This is a genomic window from Collinsella aerofaciens, assembly GCF_001404695.1.
GTDB lineage: Bacteria > Actinomycetota > Coriobacteriia > Coriobacteriales > Coriobacteriaceae > Collinsella > Collinsella aerofaciens_E.
Genome location: NZ_CZAQ01000001.1, coordinates 144,077 through 161,766, shown reverse-complemented (window position 1 = coordinate 161,766; position 17,690 = coordinate 144,077). Strand labels below are relative to the sequence as shown.

At 55.8% G+C, this 17,690-nt stretch carries 15 protein-coding genes and 4 tRNA genes; 18 read left to right on the top strand and 1 reads right to left on the bottom strand.

Going from position 1 to position 17,690, the window contains the following annotated elements; all coding sequences use genetic code 11:
• The first annotated feature begins 78 nt into the window (after positions 1-78).
• From AQ996_RS00790 to AQ996_RS00740, 13 genes are all read left to right on the top strand, one after another.
• Positions 79-1,134, top strand: coding sequence for an IS1595 family transposase (locus tag AQ996_RS00790; protein WP_216594980.1), 1,056 nt, complete (start codon positions 79-81; stop codon positions 1,132-1,134).
• Between the two features lie 46 nt (positions 1,135-1,180).
• Positions 1,181-1,399, top strand: a complete 219-nt coding sequence (locus AQ996_RS00785; protein WP_055250185.1) for a type II toxin-antitoxin system RelB/DinJ family antitoxin — start codon at positions 1,181-1,183, stop codon at positions 1,397-1,399.
• A 157-nt stretch (positions 1,400-1,556) separates the two neighbouring features.
• Positions 1,557-2,651 (top strand): hypothetical protein, encoded by a 1,095-nt coding sequence (locus tag AQ996_RS00780; RefSeq protein ID WP_055250183.1) that lies wholly within the window; start codon positions 1,557-1,559, stop codon positions 2,649-2,651.
• A 556-nt stretch (positions 2,652-3,207) separates the two neighbouring features.
• The gene (locus AQ996_RS09710; protein ID WP_124786174.1) at positions 3,208-3,711 is read left to right on the top strand and encodes a DUF6978 family protein; all 504 of its coding nucleotides are present in this window, start codon (positions 3,208-3,210) and stop codon (positions 3,709-3,711) included.
• Position 3,712: 1 nt separating this feature from the next.
• Positions 3,713-4,489 carry a DUF1828 domain-containing protein gene (locus AQ996_RS00775; protein ID WP_055250181.1) on the top strand — a complete coding sequence of 259 codons (777 nt, stop codon included), beginning with the start codon at positions 3,713-3,715 and terminating at the stop codon, positions 4,487-4,489.
• A 300-nt stretch (positions 4,490-4,789) separates the two neighbouring features.
• Positions 4,790-4,924 (top strand): hypothetical protein, encoded by a 135-nt coding sequence (locus AQ996_RS10180; protein ID WP_262348760.1) that lies wholly within the window; start codon positions 4,790-4,792, stop codon positions 4,922-4,924.
• A gap of 1,192 nt (positions 4,925-6,116) precedes the next feature.
• Positions 6,117-7,742, top strand: a complete 1,626-nt coding sequence (locus tag AQ996_RS00770) for a reverse transcriptase domain-containing protein (RefSeq protein ID WP_055250178.1) — start codon at positions 6,117-6,119, stop codon at positions 7,740-7,742.
• A gap of 1,155 nt (positions 7,743-8,897) precedes the next feature.
• Positions 8,898-9,173: a hypothetical protein gene (locus AQ996_RS09580; protein WP_055250177.1), complete on the top strand. Its 276-nt coding sequence runs from the start codon at positions 8,898-8,900 to the stop codon at positions 9,171-9,173.
• A 12-nt stretch (positions 9,174-9,185) separates the two neighbouring features.
• Positions 9,186-9,605, top strand: coding sequence for a helix-turn-helix domain-containing protein (locus tag AQ996_RS09575; RefSeq protein ID WP_082435457.1), 420 nt, complete (start codon positions 9,186-9,188; stop codon positions 9,603-9,605).
• 45 nt (positions 9,606-9,650) lie between these two features.
• Positions 9,651-10,439: a DUF3825 domain-containing protein gene (locus tag AQ996_RS09525; protein ID WP_070097101.1), complete on the top strand. Its 789-nt coding sequence runs from the start codon at positions 9,651-9,653 to the stop codon at positions 10,437-10,439.
• 138 nt (positions 10,440-10,577) lie between these two features.
• A tRNA-Val gene (locus AQ996_RS00750) sits at positions 10,578-10,652 on the top strand.
• Positions 10,653-11,099: 447 nt separating this feature from the next.
• Positions 11,100-12,257: a putative endonuclease domain-containing protein gene (locus AQ996_RS00745; protein WP_055250173.1), complete on the top strand. Its 1,158-nt coding sequence runs from the start codon at positions 11,100-11,102 to the stop codon at positions 12,255-12,257.
• A gap of 367 nt (positions 12,258-12,624) precedes the next feature.
• Positions 12,625-12,697 (top strand) — tRNA-Ala (locus AQ996_RS00740).
• A gap of 209 nt (positions 12,698-12,906) precedes the next feature.
• Here AQ996_RS00740 and AQ996_RS00735 read toward each other — a convergent pair.
• Positions 12,907-12,982: transfer RNA gene (locus AQ996_RS00735), tRNA-Ile, on the bottom strand.
• A gap of 649 nt (positions 12,983-13,631) precedes the next feature.
• On the opposite strand from AQ996_RS00735, the gene AQ996_RS00730 reads away from it, so the two are divergent.
• The 5 genes from AQ996_RS00730 to AQ996_RS00710 all read left to right on the top strand — a co-directional run bounded on the left by AQ996_RS00730 (position 13,632) and on the right by AQ996_RS00710 (position 17,683).
• Positions 13,632-13,704 (top strand) — tRNA-Ala (locus tag AQ996_RS00730).
• A 75-nt stretch (positions 13,705-13,779) separates the two neighbouring features.
• Entirely contained in the window at positions 13,780-15,813 is a 2,034-nt protein-coding gene (locus AQ996_RS00725; protein WP_055250171.1) for an ABC-F family ATP-binding cassette domain-containing protein, read from the top strand.
• The gene (locus tag AQ996_RS00720; protein WP_055250169.1) at positions 15,800-16,096 is read left to right on the top strand and encodes a hypothetical protein; all 297 of its coding nucleotides are present in this window, start codon (positions 15,800-15,802) and stop codon (positions 16,094-16,096) included. Before AQ996_RS00725 ends, AQ996_RS00720 begins: the two co-directional genes overlap by 14 nt.
• Positions 16,097-16,105: 9 nt before the next feature.
• A complete protein-coding gene (locus tag AQ996_RS00715) occupies positions 16,106-16,789 on the top strand; it encodes a site-2 protease family protein (RefSeq protein ID WP_055250166.1) in 684 nt (227 codons plus the stop codon).
• A gap of 84 nt (positions 16,790-16,873) precedes the next feature.
• Positions 16,874-17,683, top strand: a complete 810-nt coding sequence (locus tag AQ996_RS00710) for a segregation and condensation protein A (RefSeq protein ID WP_055250163.1) — start codon at positions 16,874-16,876, stop codon at positions 17,681-17,683.
• The last annotated feature ends 7 nt before the right edge of the window (positions 17,684-17,690 follow it).

Below are 17,690 nucleotides of genomic sequence, written 5' to 3'. Positions count from 1 at the left end.
GGCTCTGTTAGACCAGGAGTGACATAAATCCGATGTCACCGCGACGGGCTATCCTTCATTAACGTTGAAGGAGGAACCATGGACGCCGACGATCTTGTCATCAGCCTGAAGATGGGCCTATCCCGGCTCAGCAAGTCCGAGCGCCGCCGCGCAATCGAGTCGGTGCGCGACGTCATCCGCGCCGCCATGTTCGACGACGCGGCGGGAGCTGGCTACGAAATCCGGCGCTGCCCACGTTGCGGTTCGGTCGCTATCGTCAAGAAGGGCAGGTCCGGGAACGGCGGGCAGCGCTACCTCTGCCGCGACTGCGGCAGGACGTTTTCAGGCTCCACCGACCGGATCCTCGGCACGAGCAAGCTGCCCCGCGAGACCTGGATGGCCTATGCCGAGTGCTTCGTCCTCATGCTCCCTCTCCGCGAGTGCGCCGGCCGCTGCGGTGTCTGCCTCAAGACCGCCTACACCATGCGCCACAGGCTCATCGAGTGCCTGAAGGAATACTCGCCCGCGTTCCATGTGGGGCAGGGGCAGGCCTGCGAACTCGACGAGACGTACTTCCCCGAGTCCTTCAAGGGCAACCATTCAAAGGGCTCCTTCACCCTGCCGAGAAAGGCTCGCCACCGCGGCAAGCAGGTCCACAGGCGCGGCCTCTCCCGCGAGCAGATCTGCGTCATGACGGGCATCAGCGACACGAACGCCACCTTCTTCGAGGTCTCGGGCCGCGGCGTTGTCTCGCGCAAGCGTGCGGCGGAGGCCCTCCGCGACCGCATCGGCGCGGGCGCGGTCGTCGCCACTGACAAGGCGACCGCATACATCGACGTGCTGCGCGACCTGAAGGTCGCCTCGCATGAATCCTATGATTCCAAGGACCGCTCGGGGGGCACCATCAACCGCATCAACACCGTCCATTCGCTCCTCGACTCATTCATGGCGCGCTTCAAGGGAGTGTCCACCAAGCACCTCGCCGCCTACCTCGACTGGTTCCGCTGGTGCCGCACCTTCATGGCGGCCGACTCCCGCAGCGCGGAGTCCACGGTCGCACGTCAGCTCGCCAACGGCACCTGCTCGACCCGCATCCGCGACATGTTCAACGTCCGGCCGCCGTACATGGACTACTGGGGCACGCGGGCGGCATAGTCCGATAGAATGGCGGCGTACGAGCAGGAAGGCAGGAGGAGCCACCATGACGTCGAGCGTGCCCGCGACCACCATCAGAATCGACCCGGAGGTCAAGAGGGAGGCCGTGGCCGTCCTCGACGAGCTGGGGCTCTCGATGTCGGGGGCCGTGAACGTGTTCCTCCGCGCCGTGATACGCGAGGGCGGCATGCCGTTCGACGTAAGGCTCGCGCCCGCCGAGAAGGCCGACGAGGATGGCACCGGCTCGCCCCAACGGCCGCGATAGATCAACTTGAGGGCAAGGGAGCGGCCGGTCGTGTCAATTCCGGTCTAACAGAGCCTTTTTCTTTGCCCCCGCATTGATCTCGCTAGACTAATACTTGCTGCTACCAGGGCATTTTCTGGTGCACATTCTATTGGCTCCTTCGAAGATCGGAGCGGGTATGTTTGCTGCCGAGTCCCACGCCAGCCGTCATCACATTGCGATCGCTGCCATGGCCTGCCTATGCGTTTTGCTGGGCGGGCCTTCTTATGCCGCGGGCGCGGAGAGCCTCATCATCGCGGGCGCGACGTACTACGAGCCGGGCGTGTCAGGCCCAGGCTGGGCCTGGACCGATGCCGACCACCTGGAGCTTAACGGCTACGCGGGCGAGGCCATCGGCGCCGAGGGCGACCTGGTGCTGACGCTTGCCGGGCAAAACTCCGTGACGGAGTCGCATGCGCCCGATGCAGACATCACGCTGTGCGGCATGGAGGTGTGGGGCAACCTGACGCTTCGCGGCTCAGGGACCCTGATGGCGACGGGCTCGCAGTGCGGGATCCACGTATCGCAGGCACTCGTGGTGGACGGCTGCACTGTCGATGCCCGGGCGGACGGGGCCGATATTACGGACGAGGCGGTCGCCGGCGTGATCGCAGGCGACATAGCCGTGCGCGGCGGCGGGCGCGTCGTTGCCGCGGGCGCCGGGACCGGAGCGGGCGTGCGCGCCTACGGCGTGTATCTGCAGGATGCGGGCCTTGGCGTTGGTACGGCCGGCTGTCGGCTTTCCGTCGATGCCTCGTGGCTTGATGCGGTCGGTGCCGACGGCGGCGTTGCGTGCACGGGCGGGTCGCTTGTGTCCGCACGGTTTGTGACGCCTGCCGGTGGGGCTTTTGGTGCTAGCAGCGTGGTGGATGCCTCCGGTGCGGTAGCACCGCATGTGGTAGTTGAGCCCGATGTGGCCACGCCGTCAACGGGGGAGACCGATGGGGGCGAGGTACCGGGTGATAGCACGGACAAGTCTCCCGCCAATGCTACCCCCGCTGCCGGAGAGCCCACCACAGGGCCCACGGCAAATCCCGCACTGAAACCCGCGGCCGCGACAACCAAGACAAAAACGACAGCAACCAAGACCACGGTCGCCAAGACCACTAAGCCCAAGACGGCTACCACGACAACCGCCACGCTCCCCAAGACCGGCGAGAACTGCTGGATCGCCGCGTCCGTGGCGCTTTTGCTGCTGGGGACAGTGCTGCTCGTCGCCGTACGCCGCTGCTGAAACACTAATTTTTCGGAAGTGCGGGGAAAGCAGAACCTGTCGACCGTAACCCGCTATTTATCAACAAAACCACAGGTCGCGAAAGCGTAAAACCGTGGGCTGGTCAGCAGATCTCGGTTTTATCCCGCACTTCCGGAATTGTCTCCATTAGAGGCCAACCAACAGTCGGCGATTGTATCTCATGCAGTCAGTTAGTTAAAATTGGCCATGATTGCGCTTGCCGACATATCATTCACCATCTCACGCGTGCTACCTCGCTACGATATTCACGAGGCTCATGATGATATAATTTCTACCAAAGCATCGTTTGGCTTGGGATGGATTTAGTTCAGTTCCCGAATGAGGGCAGGCTCTTGGGACCGAGAAATTTTTACTCCTGGGTTCAAGCCTTGCAACTGCCGGCGCATCGATACCTTTTGTTATGCCAAAGTGATACACACATAACGAAGAAAGCCCCTGCGGGAAACGCTTCCGCTACATTTTCGAATATCTGTCCCAGCGAGCATCTATCATAGGATGAGATTACTGGGCAATAGCCATAAGGATTGGAACTGCTGTGAATATCTTCAGCTGGAACGACTTGAATCCAACTGCTCGCGAATACATCTTGATGGCCAAAGATGTGCGTGATATGCAATATCGCAAACAATGGCCTACGCCTGGAGGTAAAACGCTAATCGAACTCGTTGCTAACGAGAATAAAGCCCTTAAGTTTTATCTTGATCTTACAGAGAATAAAAGAAGTTCTTCCTTAATCCTTGGACTTTCCGCTGACAGAAAAAGCACCATGCAGACACGCGTATCGGATCGTCCATTAATTCGTCTTGATTATAGTGATAATCCCGAGGTCCTTCGTCACAGAAATCCAGACGGATCGCTGGTCCTTGGTACTCATGTCCATTTTGATATAGACGGATACGGCGCCAAATGGGCTTGTGGCATCCCAGGTCAAAATATTCTGAAACCTCTGAACGACGATTTTGCATCACTCTTTTGGTCATTTCAGGAAACTTGTAATATTACAGACAAGCTTAAAGTAGAGCTATCTCTGGGGGTGTGAGATGAACGTAGATCAGGCTCGAGGCTTTATCAGCGCATACGCCAAGTTCGTAGAGGCAAATATGGTCCCGGTCCAGCAAGGTAATGGCGTCTGCATCTCCACCCCCATGCTCAATCGAAACAACGATTGCATGCGGGTTTATCTGGGTGATGACCCAGCAGGCGGCTATGTCATTTCTGATCTTGGTGAAACCATCAATGATCTTGAATTGTCTGGATTCACCATGAAAGGACAGCGAATCGATAAGCTCAATTCGATTCTTTCTGGCTTTTCGGTAAAGGAAGAAAAAGGCGAACTGTGTATAACGGCTTCCGGATCTGACCTTCCTATGAAGATGAATATGCTTCTTCAGGCTATGGCCTCTGTTGATGATATGTTCTTGTTATCTCAAAGCAGTGTGAGAAACCTCTTCACTGAAGATGTCGGCAATTGGCTGCTTGATAATGAAATCCCTTATGTTCCTGGCCCGTCTTTCCAGGGCCGATCCGGACTTTCGTTTAAATTTGACTATGCAATTGGTAAAAACAAGAGAAGACCCATGCGCCTTATTAAAACGGTAAATAATCCTGGTAAGCAAGGCATTCAAAATGCATTATTTGGATGGGAAGACATTAAGTCGGCACGCAACGATTGCGAAGGAGTCGTTTTTCTCAACTCCACCAACACTAAAGATGGTGTTGTCTCCCCCGAGTCTATCGAAGCTTGCAAAAACTACGGACTTACTCCAATCATTTGGGGCGTCGATCAAGACTCCTATGTTCCCATGCTCGCTGCATAGGCGGTTTAATTTTGAAATGCTCATGCAAGCTGATGAATGGCAATTAGGCATGCCTTGCTACTCATTCCATTCGTCTGTATGCTTTACTCAGTTTTTGTTCGTAAGGCGCGACCAATGAAATCAAAAGAACGACTACCGCGAAGATCTTGGTTGCAGAGCACGACCAATGCAATATAAATAATGCTCGCGAAGATGACGCCTTCAACTGCTTAGGTTGAAGGCGTCTTGATTTACAAGCGGTATCGACTTAACCTGTGCAGCTGAGGGTAATTCGCGTTTTTCCTGCCGGAAGCATACTACGTGCCGAGCGTGTCGGGCCCCGGATGGGCCTGGACCGATGCTGACCACCTGGAGTTTAACGGCTACGTGGCTGAGGCCATCGGCGCAGATGGCGACATGGTGCTGACGTTTACCGGGCAAAACTCCGTGATATAGTCGCATGCGACCGATGCGGTCATCACGCTATGCGACATGGAAGTGTGGGGCAACCAGGCACTTCGCGGTACCGGGACCCTGACGGCGACGAGCCCCCAGTGCATGATAACGTTTCACAGGCGTTCGCGTTGGACGTTGCACCGTCGATGCCTCGTGGCTGGATACGACCGGTGCCGATGGCAGCGTTGCGCGCACGGGCGGCTCGCTTGTGTCTGCGCGGTTTGTGGTGCCTTCCGGCGGGGTCTTTGGTGCTGAGGTGGGTAGATGCTGCCGGGGGCCGTGGCCGCGTATGTGGTGATTGGACCCGTTGTGGCCACGCCACCGGCTGTGTGGAGACCGATGGATGCGGCGCGTGGGTGGCAGGGCGGGCTAGCCTGCTGGCGGTGCCGGTCATGTTGCAGGGCAGCCCGGTGCTTGGTAGTTGACGGACCTCGTAGCGAAGCCCACGAACGCAGCGCCCAAGACAATCACAACGACCAGGCCACGGTGGCCACGTCGTCCAAGCCCAAGACTGCCACCGCGACAACTTTAGCTCTTCTCAAAACCGGCGACAACAACTGGATTACTGCTACCTTTACACTGCTTTTTCCGGGAATAGTGTTTCTAGGTGCAGCATATTATTGCTGAAACACTTTTTGAATTTTCTAGCTTAGGCACCACCAAGTACCGTGAAATGGTACCGCCAATATTGAGCTTAGTCCCCGGTGAATTATTTTTACCTGCGATCCGCCCCAGGGAGCCGCTGTATGTCGACCTTGCATATGTCGACTTTGACCGCGTTGAGCGCGATCCCGCCCATGATTGCATGCGTATTGATTCCGCCGCCGGGTCTTGAGTTCCACTCCCTCTTCTTGAACTATCTGTAGAAGACCGGTGAAGAGGTGCCTCGCCTCGCTTCATTAGCTCAAAATGCATCGACCGTCTATTAGTTGCGAACGATGTTCAATTATCAATGCAGAAGGCACCTTCGGCCTTAGGGGTCATTCCTGTATTCAGGGTTCCTGATTTGACACAGTTACCTAATTTTGAATTTGCATCAAATGGATGACTGGTAAAATACACTTCATAGCCGGTTCGAATTAGCGTTTGCGCATCGCAATCGGATATGTGTTGTTTGCACATTATATTCTGCTACGTGTCTATTAAGTACGACTCTACGGAGGAACCGGCTATCAACTTTAAGGAAAATCTGATGCTCAACGAGCTGCAGTCGAAGACAGATCTGGCAGGGTTTCTTGGCCTGTCTATAGAAAAGCTTGATTTCTTTGTCAATTCATCCTCCATGTATGACCTATACAGAAATAAATTGATTCCTAAAAGAAATGGCGGCTATCGAGAGCTATTAATCCCAAGATCTGATTTAAAAAAGGTTCAACGAATTATCGCTAAAGAGCTAGAAAAAAGCTACAACCCTTTGCCTTGTGTGCACGGTTTTGTAAAGGGTCGATCAATACAAACAAATGCTGAGACCCATATTGGCTCACAAGTAATTGCTGGCATTGATATTAAGGATTTCTTTCCTTCAATCTCATCTAAACGGGTATATGGCCTTCTTGTTTCGAAGAAGTTAGGTCTCACCCCTGAAGTTGCATTCTGCATTTCTAGACTTGTCGCCACACCAAAAGGGCTCCCTCAGGGAGCTCCCTCATCCCCTTTAATTTCGAACATGATTTGCCTTGGCATGGACAAACAGCTTATGCATCTATCGCATGAGTATCATTATCAATACACGCGATATGCCGATGACCTAACGTTCTCTTTTAAAAGCTCTTTTTATTTTTATCGACACTTTTGCTCAGAGGAAAAGCTCAGGTTGCCCAACAAAATACGAAACGCGATCACTGACTTCCATGGAACCGAGTCATTTGAGATCAACGAAGATAAATCGTTTTACAGTTGCAGTTTCTCAAGACAGCTAGTCACGGGCGTTGTCTGTAACCAAAAGACAAATATAAAGCGCGAGCAATATCGGCGACTCCGCTCAACGCTCCACCGACTAAGCAATAGCGACATTGAAGGCGCGATGGGCTGCTATTACGGTAAATCCATCGCTAAACTCACCGACGCAGAGAGAGGGATATTTCAAGCGGCTCTTCGAGGAAGTCTAAATTTTTATAAGTCTCTTATTAAGAATCCCTGGACATCGGGACCGCTCCTGCGTTTAGGCAGCCTCTACAATAAAACGAAACCAGAAGATACGCCTGTTTTCCCAGTCGCACTTCAGCAAGACTCGCTTCTGTATCTAGAAGGAGAGGATGACAAAGAAACCCCGTTTGAGGGTTTAGGGTTTTACTTAACCGGCTACGGCCTTGTGACGGCGTGGCACGTGATATGCGATGCCGTTTCTCATGACATGGAAAGAAGGGAAATAAAAGTATCCAGCTCAGATAAGACCCCGCTTGCTAAATTTAAATTTAGCAAATCGATCGTTCAAGACAACAAGCGCGATGCTGTAATACTACGAGAAGTTCCTCAAGAAATCTTAAAGAAGATCCCCAAGCTTCCAGCAGTCATGGATTTGCCCGTAAAGGGGGATAAGATCTCCGCTTATCAACAGCATTTTTCCGAATCTAGATTCAGCCTTGAATTGCACAGTGGGGATTTGCTCAGAGTCGGAGATCCAAGCGAAGAGGGCACACTTTGTTATACGAATTGCTCATTTCAGCATGGAATGAGTGGTGGGCCAGTGTTTAATGACTTGGGTCAGGTCATTGGCATAGTACATACTGCAACTGAGCAGGGAAAACTTGGCTCTTTCCTTCCTTTAAGGGATTGTATCCGCTCATCCGATGCTTATGGAGAGTGGCAGGTCTTCTAACTAGATTGTCATACATTCTGGCCCAAAACGCTCATCGCGTCAGACTTGAAACAAGGTGTCTGCTGCTTCTACTTAAACGGTGACAATCGGAAAAGCCATAAGGGGGTGCTGAGTTAGATGCTGGAAAACGGGCCAGTCAGGAAGATATAGAGCGGCGGACTGTATAACATTTCGTTCTAGTACGACTCTGAGACCTATGCGGGAAAGCATGAGGGGAGCGGCTTCTCCGGAAAGATAAAGCTCGCGGATTTCGTCGGTCTGGAGACGGGTGCTTTTTATTTAAGGCAGCGTGCGGACCGATGGGCTCTACTCATGTTCATAGATCAGGCAACCATACTTGGGGGTTACGTTCAACTTGATTATGGCATTCAGTTTGCCTACTCAGAGACACGAGAGGACGGAGCCGTTCGCGTAGCTGTCGAACGCCCGGTTGATTTTGGTGTTTACCACGTTGAACCATCTGCCTGCGGTTAGAAGGTTCAACGTCGAAGGATTTACTACTGATGACCTCAATTTCTTGACAGAATTTATTGATAAAACGCCCCGTTTATCTTTGAGCTCGCCGAACAGCAAAAAGTCGGACCAAAGCCTTCGGCGATGATTTCCTGACGTTCTATTGTTAAATGCCCAGTAAGTTGATTACCAAAATTACTGTCGACACCACTCACCCATGCCGACGACATCGTCTGAATTGTCACGCTGTTGGCGCTTCCCTCGTTAATAGCATCGCTTCTTAGGCCACAACTGGCTGTCGAAACTCCCGTTTTCCGAAATTCGGGGAAAATAGGGGCGGCTGAGCACAACCCGATTTTTGGCAACAATACCGTCGGTCGCAGAAGCGTAAATCCGGGGTTTAGTCGGCTGATCTCTGTTTTCCCGCACTTCCGTATACGACCCCTCGATTAAGGTTATATTAACGCGCGGCGATTACTTCCCATGCAATCGGCGGTAAAATCTCGCCATGGTTACGCTCGCCGATATAGCCTCTGCATTCTCTCGCGTGGACCACACCTGCAACGTCGCCGACCTGATCGACGCAGCTCTAAGAACAGAAGAATTATGAAAGGATTCAAACACCGAAGAGCCTGCAGCATCAAAAGTGTCAGACCGGCGAGATCTGTATCGTAGACATCGTTCGAGAGGGGATGACCGAAAATGACCCGCGCCTACAGTGAAGTTTATCTCGAGGACGCTATGAGAACGCTGGGCGAGGCAGTCGATTTTGCCCTCTGCGACCAGGGACTGACTCCGACCGAACTGACGGCGATCTTGTCAAACGCTTTTGAGATGAAACAGTTTGAGCGCGGTATCCCACGCGTTGTCTGCGGCATGTCGGGCGATGAGCTTGTGCGCGAGATCATTGTCCACGCGGGTCTGAAGCCCGTCGAATTCAGGGAGGCCTATCCGTTCGACCGTTCCCCGCAATACTGAGCAGGTTGGGTTTTGGCATACACGCAATGGACGTGCGGCCTAGGTTTTAGCGACCTTTTTGAAGTGGCGCCACTCGATTGGGTTATCGGCTCGTACCATCCGCTTCACGAGGCCTCCGAAGTTAAATTCGCCCAGATAGTCATTGATAAATGGAACAAAGCCCAGGCAGGCAAAAAGGGCCTCAAGGCAGCACGAAAGGCAGCCGGCCTGACCCAAAAGCAGCTGGCCGCCCAATCGGGAGTCAAAATCCGTGCCATACAGCTCTACGAGCAAAACCAACTGGACCTGCGCCGTGCCTCGGTATCCTCGGCATTGGCGCTCGCAAAAACCTTACACTGCAGCATCGAAGACCTCGTCTGGCAACCGATCGTTCTTGAGTACGACTCCTGTTGCCACTGTGATGTGCTCCCCGGCATTGCGTCGCGCGTATAGAATCTAAGCATCCGCACGCCAGCTATGAAATGGAATGGACGCCACATGGAAATCCCCAGCACCCTGTGCAGCAATGTGTACGACTTCGCGTTTTGCCCCGAGCCCTGCTACGAACGCCTGGCCGACCTCGCCGACCCCGAGGACTGGGGTCCCGGCAACCGCATCCTCAAAAACTACCTGTCGTTTTCGTTTAGCCGTGCGGTGTTCCTGACCGAGCGCGACGTGGACCAGACCGCGCCGTCCAACCTGCCTTTGGTGTTCGACAACGACCAATGCCTGTTCAACACCGGCCTGTACACGCGTCGCTACGAGACCATCTACGGCCTGTTTGAGCCCAACACCAAGCCCGACGCGCGCCAGCGCTGGTTTTTGAAGGGCTTCTTTAAGGAGAGCGACCCCATGCTGGTCTCGTTTGAGTACCTGCCGTGCCGCGTGCGCTTTGCCGAGGACCCCTCCGAGCTGGTCTTTGACTACCGCTTGCCCATCCGCTCCAACATCGACCACATTCTGGGCGATGAGGAGAACCTTACGCGTATTCCCGCTAGCCTGATGGGGGAGGGCAACTCGCTGCTGCTGCGCCGTGCCTTTGAGGGCGCCGTCGTCGAGGCCGCCCGCCGCGCCGCCGCCAACTACACGCTCGCCGTGCCGCAGTTCTACGGCGGTCGGATCCAACTGCTGCTGCCGCTGTGCCTAACCGGCGACAAGCCCGAACTGGCGCTGACCATCCAGCGCGAGGACGGTTTCTACGCCGCGCGCACCTGCCTCACGCTCGACATGGCATACAACAATGCGCGACTAATCTGTCGCCCCGAGACCTCGTGGATAAAGCGGTAAATGGTGGTTAAGCTGCTGTTTTACCTATTGCTTTGGTTGCTTTGGCTTAGCTAGCATCCACGAATTTAAAATCGGGGGCAAAAAGTTCTTGGTAAACCAGGCGCGGCTATGATAGTATCTCTTTTGCCGAAAGGCGACGGGCGATTGGCTCAGGGGTAGAGCATATCCTTCACACGGATGGGGTCACAAGTTCGAATCTTGTATCGCCCACCATCAAAAGCGCAGGTCAGAGGTGTTAAGCCTCTGGCCTTTTTCTATTTGATACCAAGGGTGACACCAAAAGTGACACCAAATTTTCGATTTTTATTAGCATGGGGTCCTATTTTTTATTGATCGCAAACCCTTCATAGTTCCTACATATTGAATATTATTTTCGTTCGTTGACCAACTATAGAGTGACGTCGTCGAACATTTTGAAAATAGTTCACGCGATCTTTCAATGAATTCTTTGCATGATTCATACGCAATTGTGGAGAAAAAGACCACTGGCTCACAGCTCGTACCAGCACATTCACGCCTCGTGACAACCTTTCAACACATCCCATCCATTTTTTGGTCAGCGTTTGGTCAGCTTCCGGTACTTACCCGCATGATGCCCCAGTAGATAATCGTCCACGACCACAACCGCATGGCCTACGGCCGATACCAAGGGAGGCGCAAATGGACGAAATCGTCTGCGCAAACACCGCATTCCGCTATTGGCGCTGCCCACCGCAGGTGCGCGACCTCTACCCGCGCCTACCCAACTCCGAAGAAGGCTGGCGAGCTCTATCCCAAGCCCCATTCGTAACCGACGTCCTCAAGACCCCGATTATCGCTGTTGCTTCGCCAGGTTATTGCAATCACCACTCGGGATTGCGCTCCACTATTCGCTGGGAAGGGACATCGGATGTCAGCACAACAATCGACACTAATTTAGGCTTTAGTGTTACCAATCCGCTTAACACATTATTTACTATGACACGCTTTGTGTCCCAAATAGATCTCGTACTGGCTATGTACGAACTTTGCGGTTGCTTTTCCGTTTTCGAGCTTGCTCCCGCTGCCGAAATGCAGTTAAAAATGGCGGTAGAGGAGAATCGCAATTCCAGCACGCAGGATCTGTTCGAACTTGGAGAAGGCGAAGACGAGGTTCCTTGGAAACGAGTTTACGCCCGCGCAACCGTAAAGGCCACAGATAAAGAAGACCAAACGAACAAGCGTGAGGATGGAAGAGAGGTTACGAAACTCAAAGGCACTTCTCTTTGGATGAGAAAGCCGCTCATCGAGCTAAGCGATCTACATCGATTCGCCGACAAGGTCAAAAGTCAAATGTGGGGAAAGCAGTTTTATGATGCCGCTCAGCAGGTTATCGGCATTGCTGCGTCTCCGCTCGAGGTCGCGGGGGTACTGCTTCTAAGTCGTTCTCGACGTCTAGGTGGTTCAGGATTCAGATACGTGTACCTCAACGATTTAACCCCTCTATCCGTGGCAGCCCAAAGCATCGCAGGCCAAAAGGTCTGCTACGGCGACATCGTGATCGTAAACCCAATCCTAATGAAGGCAGTTATTATCGAGATCCAAGGTGAGGTCATTCATGGCTCAGGTGCAATACTTGACCACGATGCGGAGCGCATGACTGCGTTGCAGAGCATGGGATTCGATGTATTCCTGGTGACTCACGATATGCTCAACGATTCAAAGCTGCTAGACACCATAGTCAGAAGTGTCTGCGACCGTTTAGGGATTCGCTATAAAGCCAAAACTGAGGCAATGAAGTGCGCCGAGACGAGACTGCGAGCAAATGTTTTGTGCAACTGGTTGGAAATCGGAAATTAGTCGGCGACAAGGCGCTAGAACTACCTAGTTTGCCTGTTAGTGAAATAATGTCATTTCAAAACTATGCCGGATTACGGGGCTGGACCCGGACTGGCCGTCCATACCCTGCATTTCACGGAATACGCAAGCCGTCTACCTGCGGTTTTGATTTTACCGATTACGGCATGCTCGGGGGTTCCCGGCCTGGCCCCGTAAACCGGCATAGTTTTGAAATCGCCGGGTCGGCGGGAGCGCGATTGGCCCCGGTAATGGGCCTGGCGCCGGCAAGACGGCCGTTGGGCGGATGGCGGCCCGCGCCGCGACTGCGAAATTTTCCAAAAATGTCCTTGCATCGCCGTCCGAGTTCCCGTATAGTACTTCTTCGCACGGGGGCGTAGCTCAGCTGGGAGAGCGCTTGACTGGCAGTCAAGAGGTCAGGGGTTCAATCCCCCTCGTCTCCACCCGAGCATTGAATGAGGCTCCAACGCAAGTTGGGGCCTTTTTTCATATTTATCGATTTACGCCATGTATTGGCTGGGTAGCATCTTGGCGACATACCCATTGCTAATTACGAATATGAATGTTGATAACTTTACGTCTCTGGATGACAAAGCTAGTCTGCAGCCCAATAACAAAGAGGCCGGGCGTAATGCCCGGCCTCGAAATACTCTGGTGGGCCCTCCGGGATTCGAACCCAGAACCCAGGGATTATGAGTCCCCTGCGCTAACCGTTGCGCCAAGAGCCCTTATGAACGGTGAATGCAATTCTAACAAAGGCAACTCAGGCCAAATTTCTTCGCTTCACGTCGTGAAATACTACCATGCACGAGCAAGTCGCACAACGCAAGATCAAATCCGATGCTAAACAACAGCTAATCTAGGCGCATCGCAGAAAAGACGTGTTTTAGAAAAAGTTAAGGCCATTAATTCAGTGCTCCAACACATTTAACTGTGAAATCAACCTGATGCCATTTCAAAACCATGCCGGTTTACTACGACGGATCGGCGACCCCTGAGCACCGTGTGTTCTCCGTTTGCAAAACCGCAGGTAGGAAGCCTGCCGGTTACGCCAAAAGGCGTGTGTGGTCGGACATTCCTGATTCATCGTAGTAAACCGGCATGGTTCTGAAGCGCAGGGGAGGGGCGCTTCGCAATAAGACCCGATAATGGGACTGGCGGTGCACGGAAAACCCTGTTGCACGGGGAGAGTCGTGTTCCGCGCGCCAAGTCGGCCGGCGCACGGACCGTGCGTGGGCCGCTGCCCCCGCGGGCATCGCGCGCCCCTCGGCCCTGAGATGGCCCGCGCACCCGCACGTGCGCGCCGGCGCCCGCGAAAGTTTTTCCAAAATTGTCCTTGCATCGCCGTCCGAGTTCCCGTATAGTACTTCTTCGCACGGGGGCGTAGCTCAGCTGGGAGAGCGCTTGACTGGCAGTCAAGAGGTCAGGGGTTCGATCCCCCTCGTCTCCACCCGAGCATTGAATGAGGCTCCAACGCAAGTTGGGGCCTTTTTTCATATAGGCACACAAGGTCAAAGGCGGCACCATGATCCTTCTGGTCGACAAGATCGAAAAAAGCTTCGGCGCGCGCGTCCTCTTTAGCGGCGCGTCCTTCCAGATCAACCCCGGCGAGCGCTTTGCGCTCGTGGGACCCAACGGCGCCGGCAAAACCACCATGCTCAAGATCATCATGGGCATCGACAGCCCCGACGCCGGCCAGGTCCAGTACGCCAAGGACTGCCAGGTGGGCTACCTAGAGCAGGAAACCAACCTGGAGCAAAAGGACACCACCATCCTCGCCGAGGTCATGGCCGCCGCCAAGGAAATCCGCCGCATGGGCAAGCGCGCCAACGAGCTGCAGGCCCAGATCACCGAGCTCTCCGAGCAGGGCAAGGACGTCGACGCACTCCTGAACGAGTACGGCCAGGTCCAGGACCGCTTTGAGCACCTGGGCGGCTATGAACTCGAGAGCAACGCCCGCAAGATCCTGTCCGGTCTGGGCTTTAAGGTCACCGACTTTGAGCGCCCGTGCTCCGAGTTCTCGGGCGGCTGGCAGATGCGCATCGCGCTGGCAAAGCTCTTCCTGCGCCATCCCGACCTGCTGCTGCTCGACGAGCCCACCAACCACTTGGACCTCGAAAGCGTCCAGTGGCTGCGCGGCTTTATCGCTAACTACGACGGCGCCGTACTCATCGTCAGTCACGACCGCGCCTTCATGGACGCCTGCGTCGACCACGTCGCCGCGCTCGAGAACCGCCGCGTGACCACCTACACCGGCAACTACAGCAGCTACCTCAAGCAGCGCGAGGATAATCTGGAGCAGATGCGCGCCAAGCGTGCCGCGCAGGAGCGCGACATCGCCCACATGCAGGTCTTCGTCGACAAGTTCCGCTACAAGCCCACCAAGGCCGCCCAGGCGCAGGAGCGCATCCGCAAGATCGAGCAGATCAAAAAGGAGCTCGTCATCCTGCCCGAGGGCCACAAGCACATCGACTTTAAGTTCCCCGACCCGCCGCGCTCCGGCGATATGGTCGTGAGCCTGGAGGGCGTCTCCAAGTCCTACGGCGACAAGCACATCTACAGCGACATCGACCTCAAACTCTACCGCGGCGAGCACGTGGCGCTCGTCGGCCCCAACGGCGCCGGCAAGTCCACCCTCATGAAGATCATCGCCGGCCTGGAGCCGCCCACTACCGGCACGCGCGACCTGGGCACCAACGTGGGCGTTGCCTATTACGCCCAGCACGCGCTCGAGGGCATGACCGAGTCCAATACCGTCCTGCAAGAGATCGACACTGTCACGCCCAAGTGGACCGTACCGCAGCAGCGCAGCCTGCTGGGCGCCTTCCTGTTTAGCGACAACGATTCCATCGAGAAGCAGGTTCGAGTCCTCTCCGGCGGCGAAAAGGCGCGCCTGGCGCTCGCCAAGATGCTCGTGGCGCCCGAGGCGCTCCTGTGCCTAGACGAGCCCACCAACCACTTGGACATCGACTCGGTGGACATGCTCGAGAACGCTCTGCAAAACTTCCCCGGTACCATTGTGCTGATCAGCCACGACGAGCACTTGGTGCGCGCTGTGGCCAACCGCATCATCGACATCCGCGACGGCAAGGTCACGGTCTACGATGGCGACTACGACTACTACCTCTTCAAACGCGAGGACCTCGCTGCCCGCGCCGCCGCCGAGGCAGCAGGGGAGAGCGCACCTGCCGCGGCCAAGTCCACCAAAGCCAACGCCGCCCAGGCCAGCAGCCCAGCCGCGGCTCCCAAGCCTGCCGAGGGCAAAAAGACCAAGGAGCAAAAGCGCGCCGAGGCCCAGGCCCGTGCCGCGCTCAACAAAAAGCTCAAGGGCGTGCGCAACCAGCTCAAGAAGATCGAGACAGAGCTGGACAAAAAGCGTGCCCGCTATGACGAGCTTATGGAATTGATGGCAAGCGAAGAGCTTTATGCCGATCAGGACAAGTTCAACGCCGCGCTGGGGGAATATAACGGCCTTAAGCAAGAGCTGCCCAAGCTCGAGGACGAATGGCTGGAGCTTTCCACCCAGATCGAAGAGGAGACCGCGCGTGAACTCTCGTAAAGCCACCGCCGTGGCGATGAGCATCATAGCCATCGCTTGTCGCATCTGCGGCATATTTATGAGCGCGATGACCGTGCTGCTGTGCTTCAGCGGCCTCACCGCCAAGCTGCAGATCGTGGGCTTTGTCGTTGAGCTTTCGCGCGCCCTGCCGAGCGCCATCGCCGGCTACGGCGTTATCACCTCGCCCTTTGGCGGTGTCTTCCGCTTGGATTACGCCATCGTGGCCGTCATCCTGTTTGTGGCCGACTACCTGCTTACGCGCGCCTCGCGCCGCGTCCGCTAGGGGAGTGACATGTCCAGCAGCTACCTCATGAACCTGCTCGCCAGCGCCGCCGCCGTCATCGTGGGCATCGTGATCCACGAGAGCGCGCACGCCGCCGCGGCCTGGGCACTCGGCGATAAGACGGCCCGTTCGCGCGGCCGCGTCTCGCTCAACCCGCTCAACCACATCGACCCGTTTGGCACCATTCTCTTGCCGCTGCTGATGCTCGCCGCCGGCGGCCCGGTGTTCGCCTTCGCCAAGCCCGTGCCCGTCTATCTCAACAACCTCAAGCACCCCAAGCGCGACGAGGTCCTGGTGAGCGTGGCCGGCCCCGCATCGAACATTGCGCTGGCATGCCTTGCGGCCGCTCTCATGCACGCGACATACGGCAACCTCTACACCAGCATGTCCTTTGCTGTGGCTTCCCAAATCATGAACTTCGGTGCCACCTTTATTGTGGTCAACCTGTCGCTCGCGTTCTTTAACCTCATTCCGATTCCGCCACTCGACGGCTCGTCGATCATCGTGCCGTTCCTCAAAGGCAAAGCGCTCTCTAACTACTACCGCCTGCAGCAATACGCCATGCCCATCCTCATCCTGGTGCTGTACCTGTTGCCTATGTGGACCGGCATCGACGTGATTGGACGGTATTTCGACGTTACCGTGTATCCGCTGGCCGAGTGGCTGCTCAACTTCGCAATCGCCGGCATCTAAGGTAAACTTACAGGTCGACCGTGCAAAACGGTCGCAACATGCACCCAAACCGCGCCGCGAAGGCGCCGTCAAAGGAGGTCGAAGATGTCGTATCGCGTGTCGACGCAGGTCTACAGCGGACCGTTCGACCTGCTGCTGCAGCTGGTAACCCGCCAAAAAGTTGATATCGCAGCCATCTCGATCAGCGAGGTGGCCGAGCAATACCTGGCCGAGGCCGAGCGCATCGAGGCGCTGGACCTGGACGTGGCGAGCGACTTTTTGCTGGTCGCGGCAACCCTTTTGGACATCAAGGCCGCCTCGCTGGTGCCCCAGGAGGCCCCGCGCAAGACAGACGACGATGACGAGGATGACGATGAGCTCGAGGAGCTCAGTGCGCTCGACGGCGACGCCCTGCGCGAGGTCCTGATCCAGCGTCTGATCGCCTACAAGCAGTTTAAGGGCGCGGCGGCAGCCCTTGGCGCGCGTATGCAGGCCGAGAGCCGCATGCATACGCGCGTGGCCGGCCCCGACCCCGAGTTCCTAGGCCTTATGCCCGACTATCTGGCCGGCATTACCCTGCGCGGCCTCGCCGTCATCTGCGCCGACCTGGATGGCAAACGCCAGACCTTCCTGCTGGAGGCCGAGCACGTGGCACCGCATCGCGTGCCGCTCGACCTGACGGTGGCCTCGGTCGACCGCTTTACCATGGCACACCAAGCCTGCACCTTCCGCGAGCTGCTGGACGGCGACGCCACCACCGAGCAGCTCGTTGTCACCTTCCTGGCCATGCTAGAGCTTGCCAAGCGCGGCTCGCTTACGCTAAGCCAGGACGAGATCTTTGGAACCATTCAAATCAACCGCGTCGAGGGCGCCGAGGCATACGTGCCTGGCGAGGGCCCCGAGCTCACCGAATAGGAGCGGC